The sequence below is a fragment of the Streptococcus mitis genome, from assembly GCF_946188615.1.
Lineage (GTDB): Bacteria > Bacillota > Bacilli > Lactobacillales > Streptococcaceae > Streptococcus > Streptococcus mitis_BZ.
Genome location: NZ_CAMHVK010000010.1, coordinates 18754 through 34334, shown reverse-complemented (window position 1 = coordinate 34334; position 15581 = coordinate 18754). Strand labels below are relative to the sequence as shown.

General features: G+C 40.5%; 17 protein-coding genes and 2 pseudogenes. 18 read left to right on the top strand and 1 reads right to left on the bottom strand.

All coding sequences use genetic code 11. From position 1 onward, the window contains the following. The first annotated feature begins 243 nt into the window (after positions 1–243). The 3 genes and pseudogenes from OCF95_RS09400 to pcp all read left to right on the top strand — a co-directional run bounded on the left by OCF95_RS09400 (position 244) and on the right by pcp (position 1675). Positions 244–546: pseudogene (locus OCF95_RS09400) on the top strand (winged helix-turn-helix domain-containing protein). 10 nt (positions 547–556) lie between these two features. Continuing rightward, positions 557–918, top strand: a pseudogene (locus OCF95_RS09395) (DUF1304 domain-containing protein). A gap of 112 nt (positions 919–1030) precedes the next feature. Further along, positions 1031–1675, top strand: a complete 645-nt coding sequence (pcp, locus tag OCF95_RS09390) for a pyroglutamyl-peptidase I (RefSeq protein ID WP_000866923.1) — start codon at positions 1031–1033, stop codon at positions 1673–1675. 25 nt (positions 1676–1700) lie between these two features. Here pcp and OCF95_RS09385 read toward each other — a convergent pair whose 3' ends face one another. Beyond that, the gene (locus OCF95_RS09385; RefSeq protein ID WP_000876906.1) at positions 1701–2558 is read right to left on the bottom strand and encodes a DUF975 family protein; all 858 of its coding nucleotides are present in this window, start codon (positions 2556–2558) and stop codon (positions 1701–1703) included. Positions 2559–2676: 118 nt separating this feature from the next. On the opposite strand from OCF95_RS09385, the gene tgt reads away from it, so the two are divergent. The 15 genes from tgt (at position 2677) to OCF95_RS09310 (ending at position 15438) form a co-directional block, all read left to right on the top strand. Then, the gene (tgt, locus tag OCF95_RS09380; protein WP_020903627.1) at positions 2677–3819 is read left to right on the top strand and encodes a tRNA guanosine(34) transglycosylase Tgt; all 1143 of its coding nucleotides are present in this window, start codon (positions 2677–2679) and stop codon (positions 3817–3819) included. A 100-nt stretch (positions 3820–3919) separates the two neighbouring features. After that, positions 3920–5737: an acyltransferase family protein gene (locus OCF95_RS09375; protein WP_261105297.1), complete on the top strand. Its 1818-nt coding sequence runs from the start codon at positions 3920–3922 to the stop codon at positions 5735–5737. 151 nt (positions 5738–5888) lie between these two features. Then, positions 5889–7040 carry an N-acetylglucosamine-6-phosphate deacetylase gene (gene nagA, locus OCF95_RS09370; protein WP_001134549.1) on the top strand — a complete coding sequence of 384 codons (1152 nt, stop codon included), beginning with the start codon at positions 5889–5891 and terminating at the stop codon, positions 7038–7040. 162 nt (positions 7041–7202) lie between these two features. Further along, a complete protein-coding gene (locus OCF95_RS09365) occupies positions 7203–8261 on the top strand; it encodes a zinc-dependent alcohol dehydrogenase family protein (RefSeq protein WP_004257473.1) in 1059 nt (352 codons plus the stop codon). Between the two features lie 149 nt (positions 8262–8410). Beyond that, a complete protein-coding gene (locus OCF95_RS09360) occupies positions 8411–8776 on the top strand; it encodes a DUF1033 family protein (RefSeq protein ID WP_000286405.1) in 366 nt (121 codons plus the stop codon). 76 nt (positions 8777–8852) lie between these two features. After that, entirely contained in the window at positions 8853–9794 is a 942-nt protein-coding gene (comGA, locus tag OCF95_RS09355) for a competence type IV pilus ATPase ComGA (RefSeq protein ID WP_261105296.1), read from the top strand. Further along, positions 9742–10758, top strand: a complete 1017-nt coding sequence (comGB, locus tag OCF95_RS09350; protein WP_261105300.1) for a competence type IV pilus assembly protein ComGB — start codon at positions 9742–9744, stop codon at positions 10756–10758. The genes comGA and comGB overlap by 53 nt, the downstream gene beginning before the upstream one ends. A gap of 1 nt (position 10759) precedes the next feature. After that, positions 10760–11086 carry a comG operon protein ComGC gene (gene comGC, locus OCF95_RS09345; protein WP_000738643.1) on the top strand — a complete coding sequence of 109 codons (327 nt, stop codon included), beginning with the start codon at positions 10760–10762 and terminating at the stop codon, positions 11084–11086. Then, positions 11079–11483 carry a competence type IV pilus minor pilin ComGD gene (comGD, locus tag OCF95_RS09340; protein ID WP_257994519.1) on the top strand — a complete coding sequence of 135 codons (405 nt, stop codon included), beginning with the start codon at positions 11079–11081 and terminating at the stop codon, positions 11481–11483. Before comGC ends, comGD begins: the two co-directional genes overlap by 8 nt. Continuing rightward, positions 11446–11748, top strand: a complete 303-nt coding sequence (comGE, locus tag OCF95_RS09335) for a competence type IV pilus minor pilin ComGE (RefSeq protein ID WP_000413380.1) — start codon at positions 11446–11448, stop codon at positions 11746–11748. The genes comGD and comGE overlap by 38 nt, the downstream gene beginning before the upstream one ends. Beyond that, positions 11711–12172, top strand: a complete 462-nt coding sequence (gene comGF / locus OCF95_RS09330; RefSeq protein WP_261105294.1) for a competence type IV pilus minor pilin ComGF — start codon at positions 11711–11713, stop codon at positions 12170–12172. The genes comGE and comGF overlap by 38 nt, the downstream gene beginning before the upstream one ends. Then, positions 12150–12563, top strand: a complete 414-nt coding sequence (gene comGG, locus OCF95_RS09325) for a competence type IV pilus minor pilin ComGG (RefSeq protein WP_261105293.1) — start codon at positions 12150–12152, stop codon at positions 12561–12563. Before comGF ends, comGG begins: the two co-directional genes overlap by 23 nt. Positions 12564–12595: 32 nt before the next feature. Continuing rightward, positions 12596–13183: a class I SAM-dependent methyltransferase gene (locus tag OCF95_RS09320; RefSeq protein WP_261015177.1), complete on the top strand. Its 588-nt coding sequence runs from the start codon at positions 12596–12598 to the stop codon at positions 13181–13183. Between the two features lie 60 nt (positions 13184–13243). Further along, entirely contained in the window at positions 13244–14197 is a 954-nt protein-coding gene (locus OCF95_RS09315; RefSeq protein ID WP_261015173.1) for a class I SAM-dependent methyltransferase, read from the top strand. A gap of 50 nt (positions 14198–14247) precedes the next feature. Next, positions 14248–15438 (top strand): acetate kinase, encoded by a 1191-nt coding sequence (locus OCF95_RS09310; protein WP_033681099.1) that lies wholly within the window; start codon positions 14248–14250, stop codon positions 15436–15438. Positions 15439–15581: the final 143 nt, after the last annotated feature.

Here is a 15581-nt window from a genome sequence, read left to right as displayed (position 1 = left end):
GGCTAGCTTCCTAGTTTGCTCTTTGATTTTCATTGAGTATCAATATGAATGGAAAATGGAAGTTACCATTTTGTAATGATTGAAGCAACATTCTTGCAATCAATTTTACTTTATAACACAATTGATTAGTCAACTATTGATAAATCAAGATAGGAGAAAGAAATGATAGAGATTCAAGATCTGCTTTATCAACTCCGCTTGTCTGAGCAAGCGAGTACGCAATTGTTTTAAAAAAAACTTGGGATTAGTTTGACACGGTATCAGATTTTATTATTTTTGCTGAAGCATTCCCCTTGTAATCAAATAGCGGTTCAGGAGCGTTTGAAGATTGATTAGGCTGCTTTGACCCGACATTTCAAAATTCTGGAAAAGGAAGGTTTGGTGGAGGCTACGAAGTATGCCAAAGAGCAGTTAGTTGTGAATCCGCCTCTGCAGCATATCAAGGTTAAGGAAGAGATGGAAAGTATCTTAACAGAGTCTGAAAGAACAGAACTCAGCCGTTTAGTAAATAAATTGGTTTTGGGTATTGAAAATATAGAAATTTAAGGAGAAATAGATGTCAATTATTACAATCATTTTAGCAACGATTGTTGCTTTGGAGCATTTTTACATTTTTTATTTGGAAAGTATTGCAACGCAATCAGATGCGACTAGTCGTGTCTTTAACATGGACAAGGAAGAACTGGCTCGTCCGTCAGTAAGTTCATTGTTTAAAAATCAAGGGATTTATAATGCTCTGTAGGAGTCTTTCTCTTGTATGGGATTTATTTCTCACAGAATTTAGAAATTGTGACTATTTTTGTTTTATTTGTGATTGGTGCTGCGGCTTATGGCTCTCTCACAGCAGATAAGAAAATTATTTTGAAGCAAGGTGGACCAGCTATTTTGGCCTTGATTAGTATTTTTCTCTTTAAATAAACTTTAATGCCGGTCTGATCCTCTCTAGTCCTTTTCACTCCAGAATAAGGGAAATATGTTATACTTGTTTTTAAGAAAATAGTTTCATGGAATTGGTTGTAAGGAGTTAGAAATGAAAGTATTAGTGACAGGTTTTGAGCCCTTTGGAGGGGAAAAGGTCAATCCAGCTTTGGAGGCCATTAAAGGTTTACCAGCTGAAATCCATGGTGCTGAGGTCCGTTGGCTAGAAGTGCCAACAGTCTTTCACAAATCGGCCCAAGTATTGGAAGAAGAAATGAGTCGTTATCAACCGGACTTTGTCCTTTGTATCGGCCAAGCAGGTGGAAGAACCAGCTTGACACCTGAGCGAGTGGCTATAAATCAAGACGATGCACGCATTCCTGATAACGAAGGTAATCAGCCGATTGACCTTCCCATTCGTCCAGATGGTGCTCCGGCTTACTTTAGTAGTCTGCCGATTAAAGCGATGGTCCAAGCTATAAAAAAAGAGGGCTTGCCGGCCTCTGTTTCAAATACGGCAGGGACTTTTGTCTGCAATCATTTGATGTATCAGGCTCTCTATTTGGTAGAAAAGAAATTTCCACATGTTAAGGCAGGTTTTATGCACATTCCTTATATGATGGAACAGGTGGTGAATCGACCGACTACTCCAGCTATGAGTTTAGTGGATATTAGGCGAGGGATAGAAGCGGCAATCGGGGCTATTATAGAACATGGAGATCAGGATCTCAAGTTGGTAGGTGGAGAAACTCATTGATAGAAAAAAGCTTGAGGGGCCACCTTCAAGCTTTTGGACGTTTTCGAGCCAGTACTGCTCGGTAAAAAATCATTTTATTGATTTTAATGTAGGGTAGGAGTGAAAAACTAGCAATTCCAAAGGTAATCCAATTGAGGAAGTACCAAGGAAGGAGTTGTAAGTCTAGTACAAAACGCTGAAACTTATAGCCTTTCATCAGGAAACGGCTGGTTTTAAGGATTTGCCCTGGTTTAGCTTGGCCCAAGTCTAGGGTGTCACAGAGGAGAAATTCTACCTGCGAATAGGCATAGTATTGTGGAATATAGAGACTATTTCCGACAATCATCAAGAGGATACTTGCTAGAAAATAGAGACCAAAGGTCATGAGGAAACGTTCAGTTTCAACTGACGAGAGATCCAGATTAGGAAACTCAGGATGAAGGACAACGAATTTCTTGGCTAAAAAGCTACTGTAAAAGAGAAAGTAAATCCCGAGTAAACTAGGAATGCTCCATAAGAAGAGATAGAAACGTTTGAGAAGTAGAGTCAAAAAGGTTTGTGAAAAGTGCTCTTCGTTAAAGAGAGTGAGACTATTTTTGACGGATAGTTCTGTATCTGGATTCTTGATGAGTTTCAGCGTTGTATAGACTGAACTGGTCAGAAGTATTGTTCCGATAAAGGAGACTAATAGAGGAAAAAGGTAGGCTTGGAATACATGGCCAAACACGCTTAAAAAGGGTTGTTCTAAAACACTCTCGTTGATGCGCTCTAAGGGATTGAGGAAGCCAGACAAAATGATCAGCATGCTAGGTAAGAGATAGACGAGAAAGAGACGGGGATTTTCAGCCTGAAATTGTCTAGCTTGCAGACGAATGGTTTTTAAATCAATTTTTGGGTATTTCATTCTCTCATTATACACCATAGTTCGTGACAGTTCCAGCTTTTTTTGATAAAATCATACAGTATGCCCTTGGGCACAAAGTATGAACTGGGACTGTTTTTCCCAGCTTCGGAGGTAAAAAATGTCAGATTCACCAATCAAATATCGTTTGATTAAGAAAGAAAAACACACGGGAGCTCGTCTGGGAGAAATCATCACACCCCATGGTACCTTCCCAACACCTATGTTTATGCCAGTTGGGACACAAGCCACTGTCAAAACTCAGTCGCCTGAAGAATTGAAGGAAATGGGGTCGGGAATTATCCTGTCAAACACCTATCATCTCTGGCTTCGTCCTGGAGATGAACTCATTGCACGCGCAGGCGGTCTCCATAAGTTCATGAATTGGGACCAGCCTATTTTGACAGATAGTGGTGGTTTTCAGGTTTATTCCTTAGCAGATAGTCGCAATATCACAGAAGAAGGGGTAACTTTTAAAAACCATCTCAATGGTTCTAAGATGTTCTTGTCCCCAGAAAAAGCCATCTCTATTCAGAACAATCTGGGTTCAGATATCATGATGTCCTTTGACGAATGTCCCCAGTTTTATCAACCATACGACTACGTTAAGAAATCAATCGAGCGTACCAGTCGTTGGGCTGAGCGTGGTTTGAAGGCTCACCGTCGTCCGCATGACCAAGGGTTATTTGGGATTGTGCAGGGGGCTGGATTTGAAGACCTTCGTCGCCAATCGGCTCATGACCTTGTCAGCATGGACTTCCCAGGCTACTCTATCGGTGGTTTGGCAGTGGGAGAAACCCACGAAGAGATGAATGCTGTCTTGGACTTCACAACCCAACTGCTTCCTGAAAATAAACCTCGTTATCTGATGGGTGTGGGAGCGCCAGATAGCTTGATTGATGGGGTGATTCGTGGGGTGGATATGTTTGATTGTGTCTTGCCGACTCGTATCGCTCGTAATGGGACTTGTATGACCAGTCAAGGTCGTTTGGTTGTAAAAAATGCTCAGTTTGCTGAGGACTTTACGCCACTGGATCCTGAGTGTGATTGCTACACATGTAAGAACTATACACGCGCTTATCTTCGTCACCTGCTCAAGGCTGATGAAACCTTTGGTATCCGCTTGACTAGCTACCACAATCTTTACTTCTTGCTTAACCTGATGAAGCAAGTGCGACAAGCCATCATGGATGACAATCTCTTGGAATTCCGTGAGTATTTTATTGAAAAATATGGCTATAATAAATCAGGCCGTAATTTTTAAACTGGAATAGATATAAGCTAAAAATCCTAAGTTTTCTCTTGGGATTTTTCTTCTTTTTTTGATAGAATAAAGTGTACAATGAAAGGGAGAATAAACTCGTATGCGTATTAAATGGTTTTCCTTGATTAGGATTACAGGTTTACTTTTGGTACTCTTGTATCATTTCTTTCAGACGATCTTTCCTGGAGGATTTTTCGGGGTAGATGTCTTTTTTACATTTTCAGGTTTCCTGATTACAGCTCTACTTATCGAAGAATTTTCTAAAAATCATGAAATTGATTTGGTTGGATTTTTTAGGAGACGCTTTTATCGTATCGTACCACCTGTGGTTTTGATGGTCTTGGTAACCATGCCCTTTACCTTTCTAGTTCGCCAAGATTATGTGGCTGGAATTGGGGGTCAAATTGCGGGTGTCTTAGGCTTCATGACCAACTTCTATGAACTTCTAACAGGAGGAAGTTATGAATCTCAGTTCATTCCTCATTTGTTTGTTCATAATTGGAGCTTGGCTGTTGAGGTTCACTACTATATCCTCTGGGGCTTGGCAGTTTGGTTCTTATCCAAACAGGCTAAATCAAATGGTCAGTTGAAGGGAATGGTCTTTCTCTTGTCTGCTGCTGCCTTCTTGATCAGCTTCTTCTCTATGTTTATTGGTAGTTTTCTAGTAACTTCTTATTCTTCTGTTTACTTCTCCAGTTTAACTCATATCTATCCATTCTTTTTGGGAAGTGTGTTAGCAACTATCGTAGGCGTTCGTCAGACGACTTCCCTAGTTAAGCAATTGGATAAAATCTGGGATTTACGCAAGACCCTTTTGGTTTTTGGAGGAGGTTTTGGATTCTTACTCATTTTGACCTTCTTTGTCAAATTTACCTATCTCTTTGCCTATCTTATGGGTTTCTTGCTTGCCAGCCTTGCAGCCCTTGCTATGATTCTGGCGGCGCGTGTCTTACATGAAAAGACTCCTAACATGCAGGAGCCAAAGATTATCAGCTTTTTAGCGGATACTAGCTATGCGGTTTATCTTTTCCATTGGCCTTTCTACATTATTTTCTCACAGTTGACATCAAATCTTCTTGCTGTGTTACTGACTTTGATTTTTTCTTATGGATTTGCCAGCCTGTCATTTTATGTGCTGGAACCTTGGATTGCGGGAAAGAACACACCTATTATACAAGCCCTTCGTCCTCTGCCTCATATTCACACAATCCTTGCAGCAAGTACAGGAATCTTGGCCTTCATTGTCTTCTTAGTAACTCTGTTGGCACCACAAGTGGGAGCTTTTGAGACAGACTTAACTGTCAATGGCTTGAAGCAAGCTGTAACAAATATTAACCAGACCAAGGTAATGACAGAACGAGCAGAAGCTGATAGTTTAGGAATTGCTGATGGCACTATGTTAATTGGTGATTCTGTAGCACTAAGAGCTAATACAGCCTTGCAGACAGCCCTTCCAGGGGCACAGATTAACGCGCAGGTCAGCAGAACAACCAAGACTGCCAACGAAATCATGCTCAACAATAGCCAGAATAAATTTCTACCAAAGATGGTGGTTATTGCAACTGGGGTAAATAATCCTGAAAATTACAAGGAAGACTGGGATAGTATCGTAAAAAATCTTCCTAAGGGCCACCATATGGTTTTGGTGACTCCTTATGAGGGAGATAAGACAAAAGAGACCTATGCAATCGTTGAGAAAGAGGCTGCCTATATGAGAGAATTGGCAGAGAAGACTCCTTACATCACGATAGCCGATTGGAATCAAGTTGCTAAGGAACATCCAGAGATCTGGACAGGAACAGACCAAGTCCATTTCGGAAGTGACACTAGCAAAATTGAAGCAGGAGCAAAATTGTATGCAGATACCATTGCCACAGCCTTGCAAACAGCTCAAGACAAGCCAGTCAAATCAAAATAACTTGTATTAAAAAGAGAAGAGTTGGAGAAATCCAGCTCTTTTAAAATATCTCTAGAAAATAGGTCTATACCATTTACAAATGAATCAGAAAGGTTTATAATGTAATTGACATAATAAATATCAAAAGTAATCTTTTAAGGAGGTCATTATTATGCCTAATTACGTTAAAGCGGATCAGTTTTTCTATCCATTTGGCATTCGTCGCGGTGGGTACTTAGAACTTGTTGATGGCAAATTTGGGAAACATGTGGATCAAATTCCTGAAGGAGCAGAGGTTCTTGACTATACTGGTTATAGCATTGCACCAGGTCTTGTGGATACTCATATTCATGGATATGCAGGTGTAGATGTGATGGACAACAACATTGAAGGTACATTGCATACTATGAGTGAAGGACTTCTTAGTACCGGTGTTACCAGTTTCTTGCCCACAACTTTAACAGCCACTTATGAGCAATTGCTTGCAGTCACTGAAAATCTTGGAAACCATTATAAAGAAGCAACAGGTGCTAAGATTCGTGGGATTTATTATGAAGGTCCATATTTCACAGAAACTTTTAAGGGGGCACAAAATCCAACTTATATGAGAGACCCGGGTGTTGAGGAGTTTCATTCTTGGCAGGATGCTGCAAAAGGGATGCTAAATAAAATCGCTATTGCACCAGAACGTGATGGGGTGGAAGATTTTGTACGTACTATTACAGGTGAAGGTGTGACAGTTGCACTTGGACACTCAGATGCGACATTTGAACAAGCTAAGAAGGCAGTTGATGCTGGAGCTAGTGTATGGGTACATGCCTATAATGGGATGCGTGGTTTAACACACCGCGAACTAGGTATGGTAGGAGCTATGTATGAGCTCCCACATACTTACGCAGAATTGATTTGTGATGGTTATCACGTAGATCCAAAAGCTTGTGAGATTTTACTTAAGCAAAAGGGGACAGAAAACATCGCTCTTATTACGGACTGTATGACAGCTGGTGGGCTTGAAGACGGTGACTATATGTTGGGAGAATTCCCTGTTGTAGTAGCAAATGGAACTGCACGTCTCAAATCTACTGGTAATTTGGCAGGTTCTATCCTCAAACTTAAAGATGGTATGAGAAATGTAGTCGAGTGGGGTATTGCGAATCCACACGAAGCAGTCATGATGGCTAGCCTTAACCCAGCAAAATCTGTTCACATTGATGATGTCTGTGGTCAAATCCGTGAAGGTTATGATGCGGACTTTATCGTATTAGATAAAGATTTGGAATTGGTAGCGACCTATCTAGATGGTGTGAAACGTTATCAAGCATAAGAGAAAAAGCAGAAGTTAGAGATTAGCTTCTGCTTTTTTATCTATATTGCTTTACCGGTAAATAAAAAAGTTAAAAAAATCACAAAAAAACTTGAAGAAACAAATGAAAAGGCTTACAATTATATTATAAATAGTACAAATAAAAAAACGGAGGAATGCTTTATGAAAGCCTATACTTATGTTAAACCAGGACTTGCTTCTTTTGTTGATGTAGACAAACCAGTGCTTCGCAAGCCAACAGACGCTATTGTGCGTATCGTAAAAACTACTATTTGTGGAACAGACCTCCATATTATCAAAGGAGATGTTCCTGCTTGCCAAAGTGGTACCATTCTTGGTCACGAAGGGATTGGGATTGTTGAAGAAGTTGGAGAAGGAGTTTCTAACTTCAAAAAAGGCGACAAGGTCTTGATTTCTTGTGTCTGTGCCTGTGGTAAATGCTACTACTGTAAAAAAGGGATTTATGCCCACTGTGAAGACGAAGGAGGCTGGATTTTCGGTCACTTGATTGATGGTATGCAGGCTGAATATCTACGTGTCCCTCATGCAGATAATACTCTTTACCATACTCCAGAAGACTTGTCAGATGAAGCCTTGGTTATGTTATCAGACATTTTGCCTACTGGGTATGAAATTGGTGTCTTGAAAGGGAAAGTAGAACCTGGTTGTAGTGTAGCCATTATTGGTTCAGGACCTGTTGGATTGGCTGCTCTCTTGACAGCTCAGTTTTACTCACCAGCCAAATTGATTATGGTGGACTTAGACGATAACCGTTTGGAAACTGCCCTATCATTTGGTGCGACTCATAAGGTTAATTCTTCAGACCCTGAAAAAGCCATTAAAGAAATTTATGATTTGACAGATGGACGTGGTGTGGATGTTGCTATCGAAGCTGTTGGTATTCCTGCAACATTTGATTTCTGTCAAAAGATTATCGGTGTAGACGGAACAGTTGCCAACTGTGGTGTACATGGTAAACCAGTTGAATTCGACTTGGATAAACTTTGGATTCGCAACATCAATGTAACAACTGGTTTGGTATCTACAAATACTACTCCACAATTGTTGAAAGCACTTGAAAGTCATAAGATTGAACCAGAAAAATTGGTAACTCATTATTTCAAACTCAGTGAAATTGAAAAAGCCTATGAAGTCTTCAGTAAGGCAGCAGACCACCATGCAATCAAGGTCATTATCGAAAACGATATCTCGGAAGCCTAAGTAGTAAAAACATTTTGGAACATAAGCAAATAGAAATTCAGTCATCATAAGATGGCTGGATTTTTTATCTGGAAATTAAGAAATGAGCATATTTCTTTCCTTGTCTGGCGGAATTAGTTATAATATACGATACAAAGGAATGAATGAATATGTATCGTGTTATAGAAATGTACGGAGATTTTGAACCTTGGTGGTTCTTAGAAGGTTGGGAAGAAGACATTGTAGCAAGTAAGAAATTTGACCAGTATTATGATGCTCTCAAATACTACAAAACTTGCTGGTTTAGATTGGAACAAGAATCCCCTCTTTATAAAAGTAGAAGTGACTTGATGACTATTTTTTGGGATCCAGAAGATCAACGCTGGTGTGATGAATGTGATGAGTATTTGCAACAATACCATTCTTTGGCTCTTTTGCAGGACGAGCAGGTTATTCCAGATGAAAAACTACGCCCAGGATATGAAAAACAAACAGGTAAGGAAAGGCATCGTTCTTGCCGTATGAAATTAAAATAGAGAAAAAGTAACTTTTTTAGAGTTGCTTTTTTTATTTTTCCAACTCTTTGCGAATAGTATAGGTGAGGAGGTAAGTATGGTTCAAGAAATTGCACAAGAAATCATTCGTTCGGCTCGGAAAAAAGGGGCGCAGGATATTTATTTTGTCCCTAAGTTAGACGCCTATGAGCTTCATATGAGGGTGGGAGACGAGCGCTGTAAAATTGGTTGCTATGATTTCGAAAAATTTGCGGCCGTCATCAGTCATTTCAAGTTTGTGGCAGGTATGAATGTGGGAGAAAAGCGACGTAGTCAGCTTGGTTCCTGCGATTATGCCTATGATGATAAGATGGCGTCCCTACGTTTATCTACTGTAGGAGACTATCGAGGGCATGAGAGTTTAGTCATTCGCTTGTTGCATGATGAGGAGCAGGATTTGCATTTTTGGTTTCAGGATATTGAAGAATTGGGCAAGCAGTACAGGCAACGGGGACTCTATCTTTTTGCTGGTCCGGTCGGAAGTGGCAAGACGACCCTGATGCATGAATTGGCCAAGTCCCTTTTTAAGGGACAACAAGTTATGTCCATTGAAGATCCGGTAGAAATCAAACAAGAGGATATGCTCCAGTTGCAGTTAAATGAAGCAATCGGGTTGACCTATGAAAATCTGATCAAACTTTCCTTGCGTCATCGTCCTGACCTCTTGATTATCGGAGAAATTCGGGACAGCGAGACAGCGCGTGCAGTGGTCAGAGCCAGTTTGACAGGGGCGACAGTCTTTTCAACCATTCATGCCAAGAGTATTCGAGGTGTTTATGAACGCTTGCTGGAGTTGGGCGTGAGTGAAGAGGAATTAGCAGTCGTTCTGCAAGGAGTCTGCTACCAGAGATTAATCGGGGGAGGAGGAATCGTTGACTTTGCAAACAAAGACTATCAAGAACACCAGCCAACTAGCTGGAATGCGCAGATTGACCAGCTTCTTAAAGATGGACATATCACAAGCCTTCAGGCTGAAACGGAAAAAATTAGCTACAGCTAAGCAAAAAAATATCATCACCTTGTTTAACAATCTCTTTTTCAGCGGTTTTCATCTGGTGGAGACTATCTCCTTTTTAGATAGGAGTGCTTTGTTGGACAAGCAGTGTGTGACCAAGATGCGCACGGGCTTGTCTCAGGGGAAATCATTCTCAGAAATGATGGAAAGTTTGGGTTTTTCAAGTGCCATTGTCACCCAGTTATCCCTAGCTGAAGTTCATGGGAATCTTCACCTGAGTTTGGGAAAGATAGAAGAGTATCTAGACAATCTAGCCAAGGTCAAGAAAAAATTAATTGAAGTAGCGACCTATCCCTTGATTTTACTGGGATTTCTTCTCTTAATCATGCTGGGGCTACGTAACTACCTACTACCACAACTGGATGGTAGTAATATTGCCACCCAAATTATTGGCAATCTGCCACAAATCTTTCTAGGAATGGTAGGGTTTGTTTCCATACTTGCCCTTTTAGCACTGACTTTTTATAAAAGAAGTTCTAAGATGCGCGTCTTTTCTATCCTAGCACGCCTTCCTTTTCTTGGAATCTTTGTGCAGACTTATCTGACAGCTTATTATGCGCGTGAGTGGGGTAATATGATTTCTCAAGGGCTGGAGTTGACGCAGATTTTTCAAATGATGCAGGAACAAGGTTCCCAGCTCTTTAAAGAAATCGGTCAAGATTTAGCTCAATCCCTACAAAATGGTCGCGAATTTTCTCAAACCATAGCAACCTATCCTTTCTTTAAAAAGGAGTTGAGTCTCATCATCGAGTATGGGGAAGTCAAGTCCAAGCTGGGTAGTGAGTTGGAAATCTATGCTGAAAAAACTTGGGAGGCCTTTTTTACCCGAGTCAATCGCACCATGAACTTAGTACAGCCACTAGTCTTTATCTTTGTGGCTCTTATTATCGTTTTACTTTACGCGGCAATGCTAATGCCCATGTATCAAAATATGGAGGTAAATTTTTAAAATGAAAAAAATGATGACATTCTTGAAAAAAGCGAAAGTGAAGGCTTTCACACTGGTAGAGATGTTAGTGGTCCTTTTAATCATCAGTGTGCTTCTCTTGCTCTTTGTACCTAATTTGACCAAGCAAAAAGAGGCGGTCAATGACAAAGGAAAAGCTGCTGTTGTTAAGGTAGTGGAAAGCCAGGCAGAGCTTTATAGCTTGGATAAAAATGAAGATGCTAGCCTAAGTAAGTTACAAGCAGATGGGCGAATCACAGAAGAACAGGCTAAAGCTTATAATGAATACTATGCTAAAAATGGAGGAGCAAATCGTAAAGTCAATGATTAAGGCCTTTACCATGCTGGAAAGCCTCTTAGTTTTGGGACTTGTGAGTATCGTTGCCTTGGGCTTGTCTGGCTCTGTTCAGTCCACTTTTGCGGCGGTAGAGGAGCAGATTTTCTTTATGGAGTTTGAAGAACTCTATCGGGAAACCCAAAAACGCAGTGTAGCTAGTCAGCAAAAGACTAGTCTAAACTTAGATGGGCAGACGATTAGCAATGGCAGTCAAAAGTTGACAGTTCCTAAAGGCATTCAAGCACCATCCGGCCAAAGTATTACATTTGACCGAGCTGGGGGCAATTCGTCCCTGGCCAAGGTTGAATTTCAGACCAGTAAAGGAGCGATTCGTTATCAATTATATCTAGGAAATGGAAAAATTAAACGCATTAAGGAAACAAAAAATTAGGGCAGTGATTTTACTGGAAGCAGTGGTCGCTCTAGCTATCTTTGCCAGCATCGCGACCCTCCTTTTGGGCCAAATTCAGAAAAATAGGCAGGAAGAAGCAAAAATCTTGCAGAAAGAAGAAGTCTTGCGTGTAGCTAAGATGGCCCTGCAGACAGGTCAAAATCAGGTAAACATCAACGGAGTTGAGATTCAGGTGTTTTCTAGTGAAAAGGGATTGGAGGTCTACCATGGTTCAGAACAGTTATTGGCTATCAAAGAGCCATAAGATCAAGGCTTTTACCCTGTTAGAATCCCTGCTTGCCCTCATTGTCATCAGTGGAAGCTTACTTCTCTTTCAAGCCATGAGTCAGCTCCTCATTTCAGAAGTTCGCTACCAGCAGCAAAGCGAGCAAAAAGAGTGGCTCTTGTTTGTGGACCAGCTGGAGGCAGAATTAGACCGTTCGCAGTTCGAAAAAGTAGAAGGCAATCGAATTTATATGAGGCAGGATGGCAAGGAAATTGCGATAGGCAAGTCTAAATCGGACGATTTTCGAAAAACCGATGCCAGTGGACGAGGTTATCAGCCCATGGTTTATGGACTCAAATCAGCTCAAATTACAGAGGACAATCAAGTGGTTCGTTTTCGTTTCCAGTTTCAAAAAGGCTTAGAAAGGGAGTTCATCTATCGTGTGGAAAAAGAAAAAAGTTAAGGCAGGTGTTCTCCTCTATGCAGTCACCCTGGCAGCCATCTTTAGCCTTTTGTTACAATTTTACTTGAACCGACAAGTCGCCCACTATCAAGATTATGCTTTAAATAAAGAAAAGTTAATCGCTTTTGCCATGGCTAAGCGAACCAAGGATAAAGCTGAGAAAGAAAGTGGGGAACAGGTCTTTAACCTAGGTCAAGTAAGCTATCAAAACAAGAAAACAAGCTTGGTGACAAGGGTTCGTACGCCTAAGAGTCAATATGAGTTCATCTTTCCTTCCGTCAAAATCAAAGAAGAGAAAACGGATAAAAAGGAAAAGGTAGTGACTGATTCAAGCGAAAAAGCGGAAAAGAAAAAATCAGAAGAGAAGTCTGAAAAGAAAGAGAATTCCTAGCCAATCAAGCTACTTTGTGCTAAACTAAAAATATGAAACATGATTTTAACCACAAAGCAGAAACTTTTGATTCAACTAAAAATATCTTCCTCGCAAACTTGGTTTGTCAAGCGGTCGAGAAACAGATTGATCTTCTGTCAGACAAAGAAATTCTGGATTTTGGTGGTGGGACAGGTCTATTAGCCTTGCCCCTAGCCAAGCAGGCTAAGTCTGTCACTCTTGTAGACATTTCTGAGAAAATGCTGGAGCAAGCTCGTTTGAAAGCAGAACAGCAAGAAATCAAGAATATCCAGCTTTTGGAGCAAGATTTACTGAAAAATCCCTTGAAGCAAGAGTTTGATCTCATTGTTGTTTGTCGGGTTCTTCATCATATGCCTGATTTGGATGCGGCTCTCTCACTGTTTCATCAGCATTTGAAGGGAGATGGGCGACTCCTTATTGCCGATTTTACCAAGACGGAAGCTAACCATCATGGATTTGATTTAAGTGAACTGGAAAACAAGCTAATGGAGCATGGTTTTTCATCTGTGCATAGTCAGATTCTCTATAGTGCCGAAGACCTGTTTCAAGGAAATTACTCAGAACTCTTTTTAACAGTAGCCCAAAAATCACTCGCCTAGTCAGGGAGTGATTTTTCTATAAGGATGGAAAAAAGAAGGGAAATTTGATAAGATAGGAATATGGATTTTGAAAAAATTGAACAAGCTTATACCTATTTACTAGAGAATGTCCAAATCATCCAAAGTGATTTGGCGACCAATTTTTATGACGCCCTGGTGGAGCAAAACAGCATCTATCTGGATGGTGAAACTGAGCTAAATCAGGTCAAGGAGAACAATCAAGCTCTTAAGCGTTTAGCGCTTCGCAAAGAAGAATGGCTCAAGACCTATCAGTTTCTCTTGATGAAGGCTGGGCAAACAGAACCCTTGCAGGCTAATCACCAGTTTACACCAGATGCTATTGCTTTACTTTTGGTGTTTATTGTGGAAGAGCTGTTTAAAGAGGAGGAGATTACGATCCTCGAAATGGGTTCTGGGATGGGAATTTTGGGCGCTACTTTCTTGACCTCGCTGGCTAAAAAAGTGGATTATTTGGGAATGGAAGTGGATGATTTGCTGATTGATTTAGCAGCTAGCATGGCAGATGTGATTGGTTTGCAGGCTGGCTTTGTCCAAGGAGATGCCGTTCGTCCACAAATGCTCAAAGAAAGCGATGTGGTCATCAGCGACTTGCCTGTTGGCTATTATCCTGATGATGCCGTTGCAGCGCGCCATCAAGTTGCTTCTAGTCAAGAACATACCTACGCCCATCACTTGCTCATGGAACAAGGGCTTAAGTACCTCAAATCAGATGGCTACGCTATTTTTCTAGCTCCGAGTGATTTGTTGACCAGTCCTCAAAGTGATTTATTGAAAGGCTGGTTGAAAGAGGAGGCGAATCTAGTTGCCATGATTAGTTTGCCTGAAAATCTCTTTGCTAATGCTAAACAATCTAAGACTATTTTTATCTTACAGAAGAAAAGTGAAACAGCAGTAGATCCTTTTGTTTATCCACTTGCTAGTTTGCAAGATGCAAGTGTTTTAATGAAATTTAAAGAAAATTTTCAAAAATGGACTCAAGGTACTGAAATATAAAATAGATTTTGTTATAATAGATGAAAACGCTTAAAAAGGGGTATCATGTTATGACAAAAACAATTGCAATCAATGCGGGAAGTTCAAGTTTGAAATGGCAATTATATTTAATGCCAGAAGAAAAAGTATTGGCGAAAGGGTTGATTGAACGTATCGGTTTGAAAGATTCAATTTCAACTGTAAAATTTGATGGCCGTTCTGAACAACAAATTTTGGATATCGAAAATCATACACAAGCTGTTAAAATTTTATTGGATGATTTGATTCGTTTCGATATTATCAAGGCTTATGATGAGATTACAGGTGTTGGACACCGTGTTGTTGCAGGTGGAGAATATTTTAAAGAATCAACAGTCGTTGAGGGAGATGTTTTAGAAAAAGTTGAAGAGTTGAGCTTGTTAGCTCCTCTCCACAATCCAGCCAATGCAGCAGGTGTTCGTGCCTTCAAGGAATTGTTGCCAGACATTACCAGTGTAGTTGTTTTTGATACTTCATTCCACACAACTATGCCAGAGAAAGCTTATCGCTATCCTCTGCCAACAAAATATTACACAGAAAACAAGGTTCGTAAATATGGTGCCCACGGTACAAGTCACCAGTTTGTAGCAGGAGAAGCTGCAAAACTCTTGGGACGTCCATTAGAAGATTTGAAATTGATTACTTGCCACATCGGTAATGGTGCTTCTATTACAGCAGTTAAGGGCGGTCAATCTGTTGATACTTCAATGGGATTCACTCCACTTGGTGGTGTGATGATGGGAACTCGTACAGGAGATATTGACCCAGCTATCATTCCTTACTTAATGCAATATACAGAGGACTTTAACACGCCTGAAGACATTAGTCACGTTCTTAATCGTGAATCAGGACTAATGGGGGTTTCAGGTAAATCCAGTGATATGCGTGATGTGATTGCTGCTATGGAAGAAGGGGACCACGATGCCACTTTAGCCTATGAAATGTATGTTGACCGTATCCAAAAACATATCGGTCAATACCTTGCGGTCCTAAATGGAGCAGATGCTATTATCTTTACTGCAGGTATCGGTGAAAATGCTGCAAATGTACGTGAAGATGTTATCTCAGGTATCTCTTGGTTTGGCTGTGATGTTGACCCAGAAAAGAATGTCTTTGGTGTGACAGGAGACATCTCAACAGAGGCAGCGAAAATACGTGTCCTGGTTATTCCAACAGATGAAGAATTGGTCATTGCCCGTGACGTTGAACGCTTGAAAAAATAAGTAAAACTAGTAAAAATATTCCGTACAAGGAGTTGGAAAAGAGATTTTTCCAGCTTCTTTTTCTGATGGAAATGTCCAAAACCTTGCTATGATTGGCTTTTTTGAAAAATATGGTATAATAGTAGTAATTTAATAGATGGAGT

Excerpts from the sequence above, each read along its gene's own strand:
- pcp (WP_000866923.1), top strand. The coding sequence starts at position 1,031 with ATGAAAGTATTAGTGACAGGTTTTGAGCCCTTTGGAGGGGAAAAGGTC.
- OCF95_RS09385 (WP_000876906.1), bottom strand. The coding sequence starts at position 2,558 with ATGAAATACCCAAAAATTGATTTAAAAACCATTCGTCTGCAAGCTAGA.
- tgt (WP_020903627.1), top strand. The coding sequence starts at position 2,677 with ATGTCAGATTCACCAATCAAATATCGTTTGATTAAGAAAGAAAAACAC.
- OCF95_RS09375 (WP_261105297.1), top strand. The coding sequence starts at position 3,920 with ATGCGTATTAAATGGTTTTCCTTGATTAGGATTACAGGTTTACTTTTG.
- nagA (WP_001134549.1), top strand. The coding sequence starts at position 5,889 with ATGCCTAATTACGTTAAAGCGGATCAGTTTTTCTATCCATTTGGCATT.
- OCF95_RS09365 (WP_004257473.1), top strand. The coding sequence starts at position 7,203 with ATGAAAGCCTATACTTATGTTAAACCAGGACTTGCTTCTTTTGTTGAT.
- OCF95_RS09360 (WP_000286405.1), top strand. The coding sequence starts at position 8,411 with ATGTATCGTGTTATAGAAATGTACGGAGATTTTGAACCTTGGTGGTTC.
- comGA (WP_261105296.1), top strand. The coding sequence starts at position 8,853 with ATGGTTCAAGAAATTGCACAAGAAATCATTCGTTCGGCTCGGAAAAAA.
- comGB (WP_261105300.1), top strand. The coding sequence starts at position 9,742 with ATGGACATATCACAAGCCTTCAGGCTGAAACGGAAAAAATTAGCTACA.
- comGC (WP_000738643.1), top strand. The coding sequence starts at position 10,760 with ATGAAAAAAATGATGACATTCTTGAAAAAAGCGAAAGTGAAGGCTTTC.
- comGD (WP_257994519.1), top strand. The coding sequence starts at position 11,079 with ATGATTAAGGCCTTTACCATGCTGGAAAGCCTCTTAGTTTTGGGACTT.
- comGE (WP_000413380.1), top strand. The coding sequence starts at position 11,446 with ATGGAAAAATTAAACGCATTAAGGAAACAAAAAATTAGGGCAGTGATT.
- comGF (WP_261105294.1), top strand. The coding sequence starts at position 11,711 with ATGGTTCAGAACAGTTATTGGCTATCAAAGAGCCATAAGATCAAGGCT.
- OCF95_RS09320 (WP_261015177.1), top strand. The coding sequence starts at position 12,596 with ATGAAACATGATTTTAACCACAAAGCAGAAACTTTTGATTCAACTAAA.
- OCF95_RS09315 (WP_261015173.1), top strand. The coding sequence starts at position 13,244 with ATGGATTTTGAAAAAATTGAACAAGCTTATACCTATTTACTAGAGAAT.
- OCF95_RS09310 (WP_033681099.1), top strand. The coding sequence starts at position 14,248 with ATGACAAAAACAATTGCAATCAATGCGGGAAGTTCAAGTTTGAAATGG.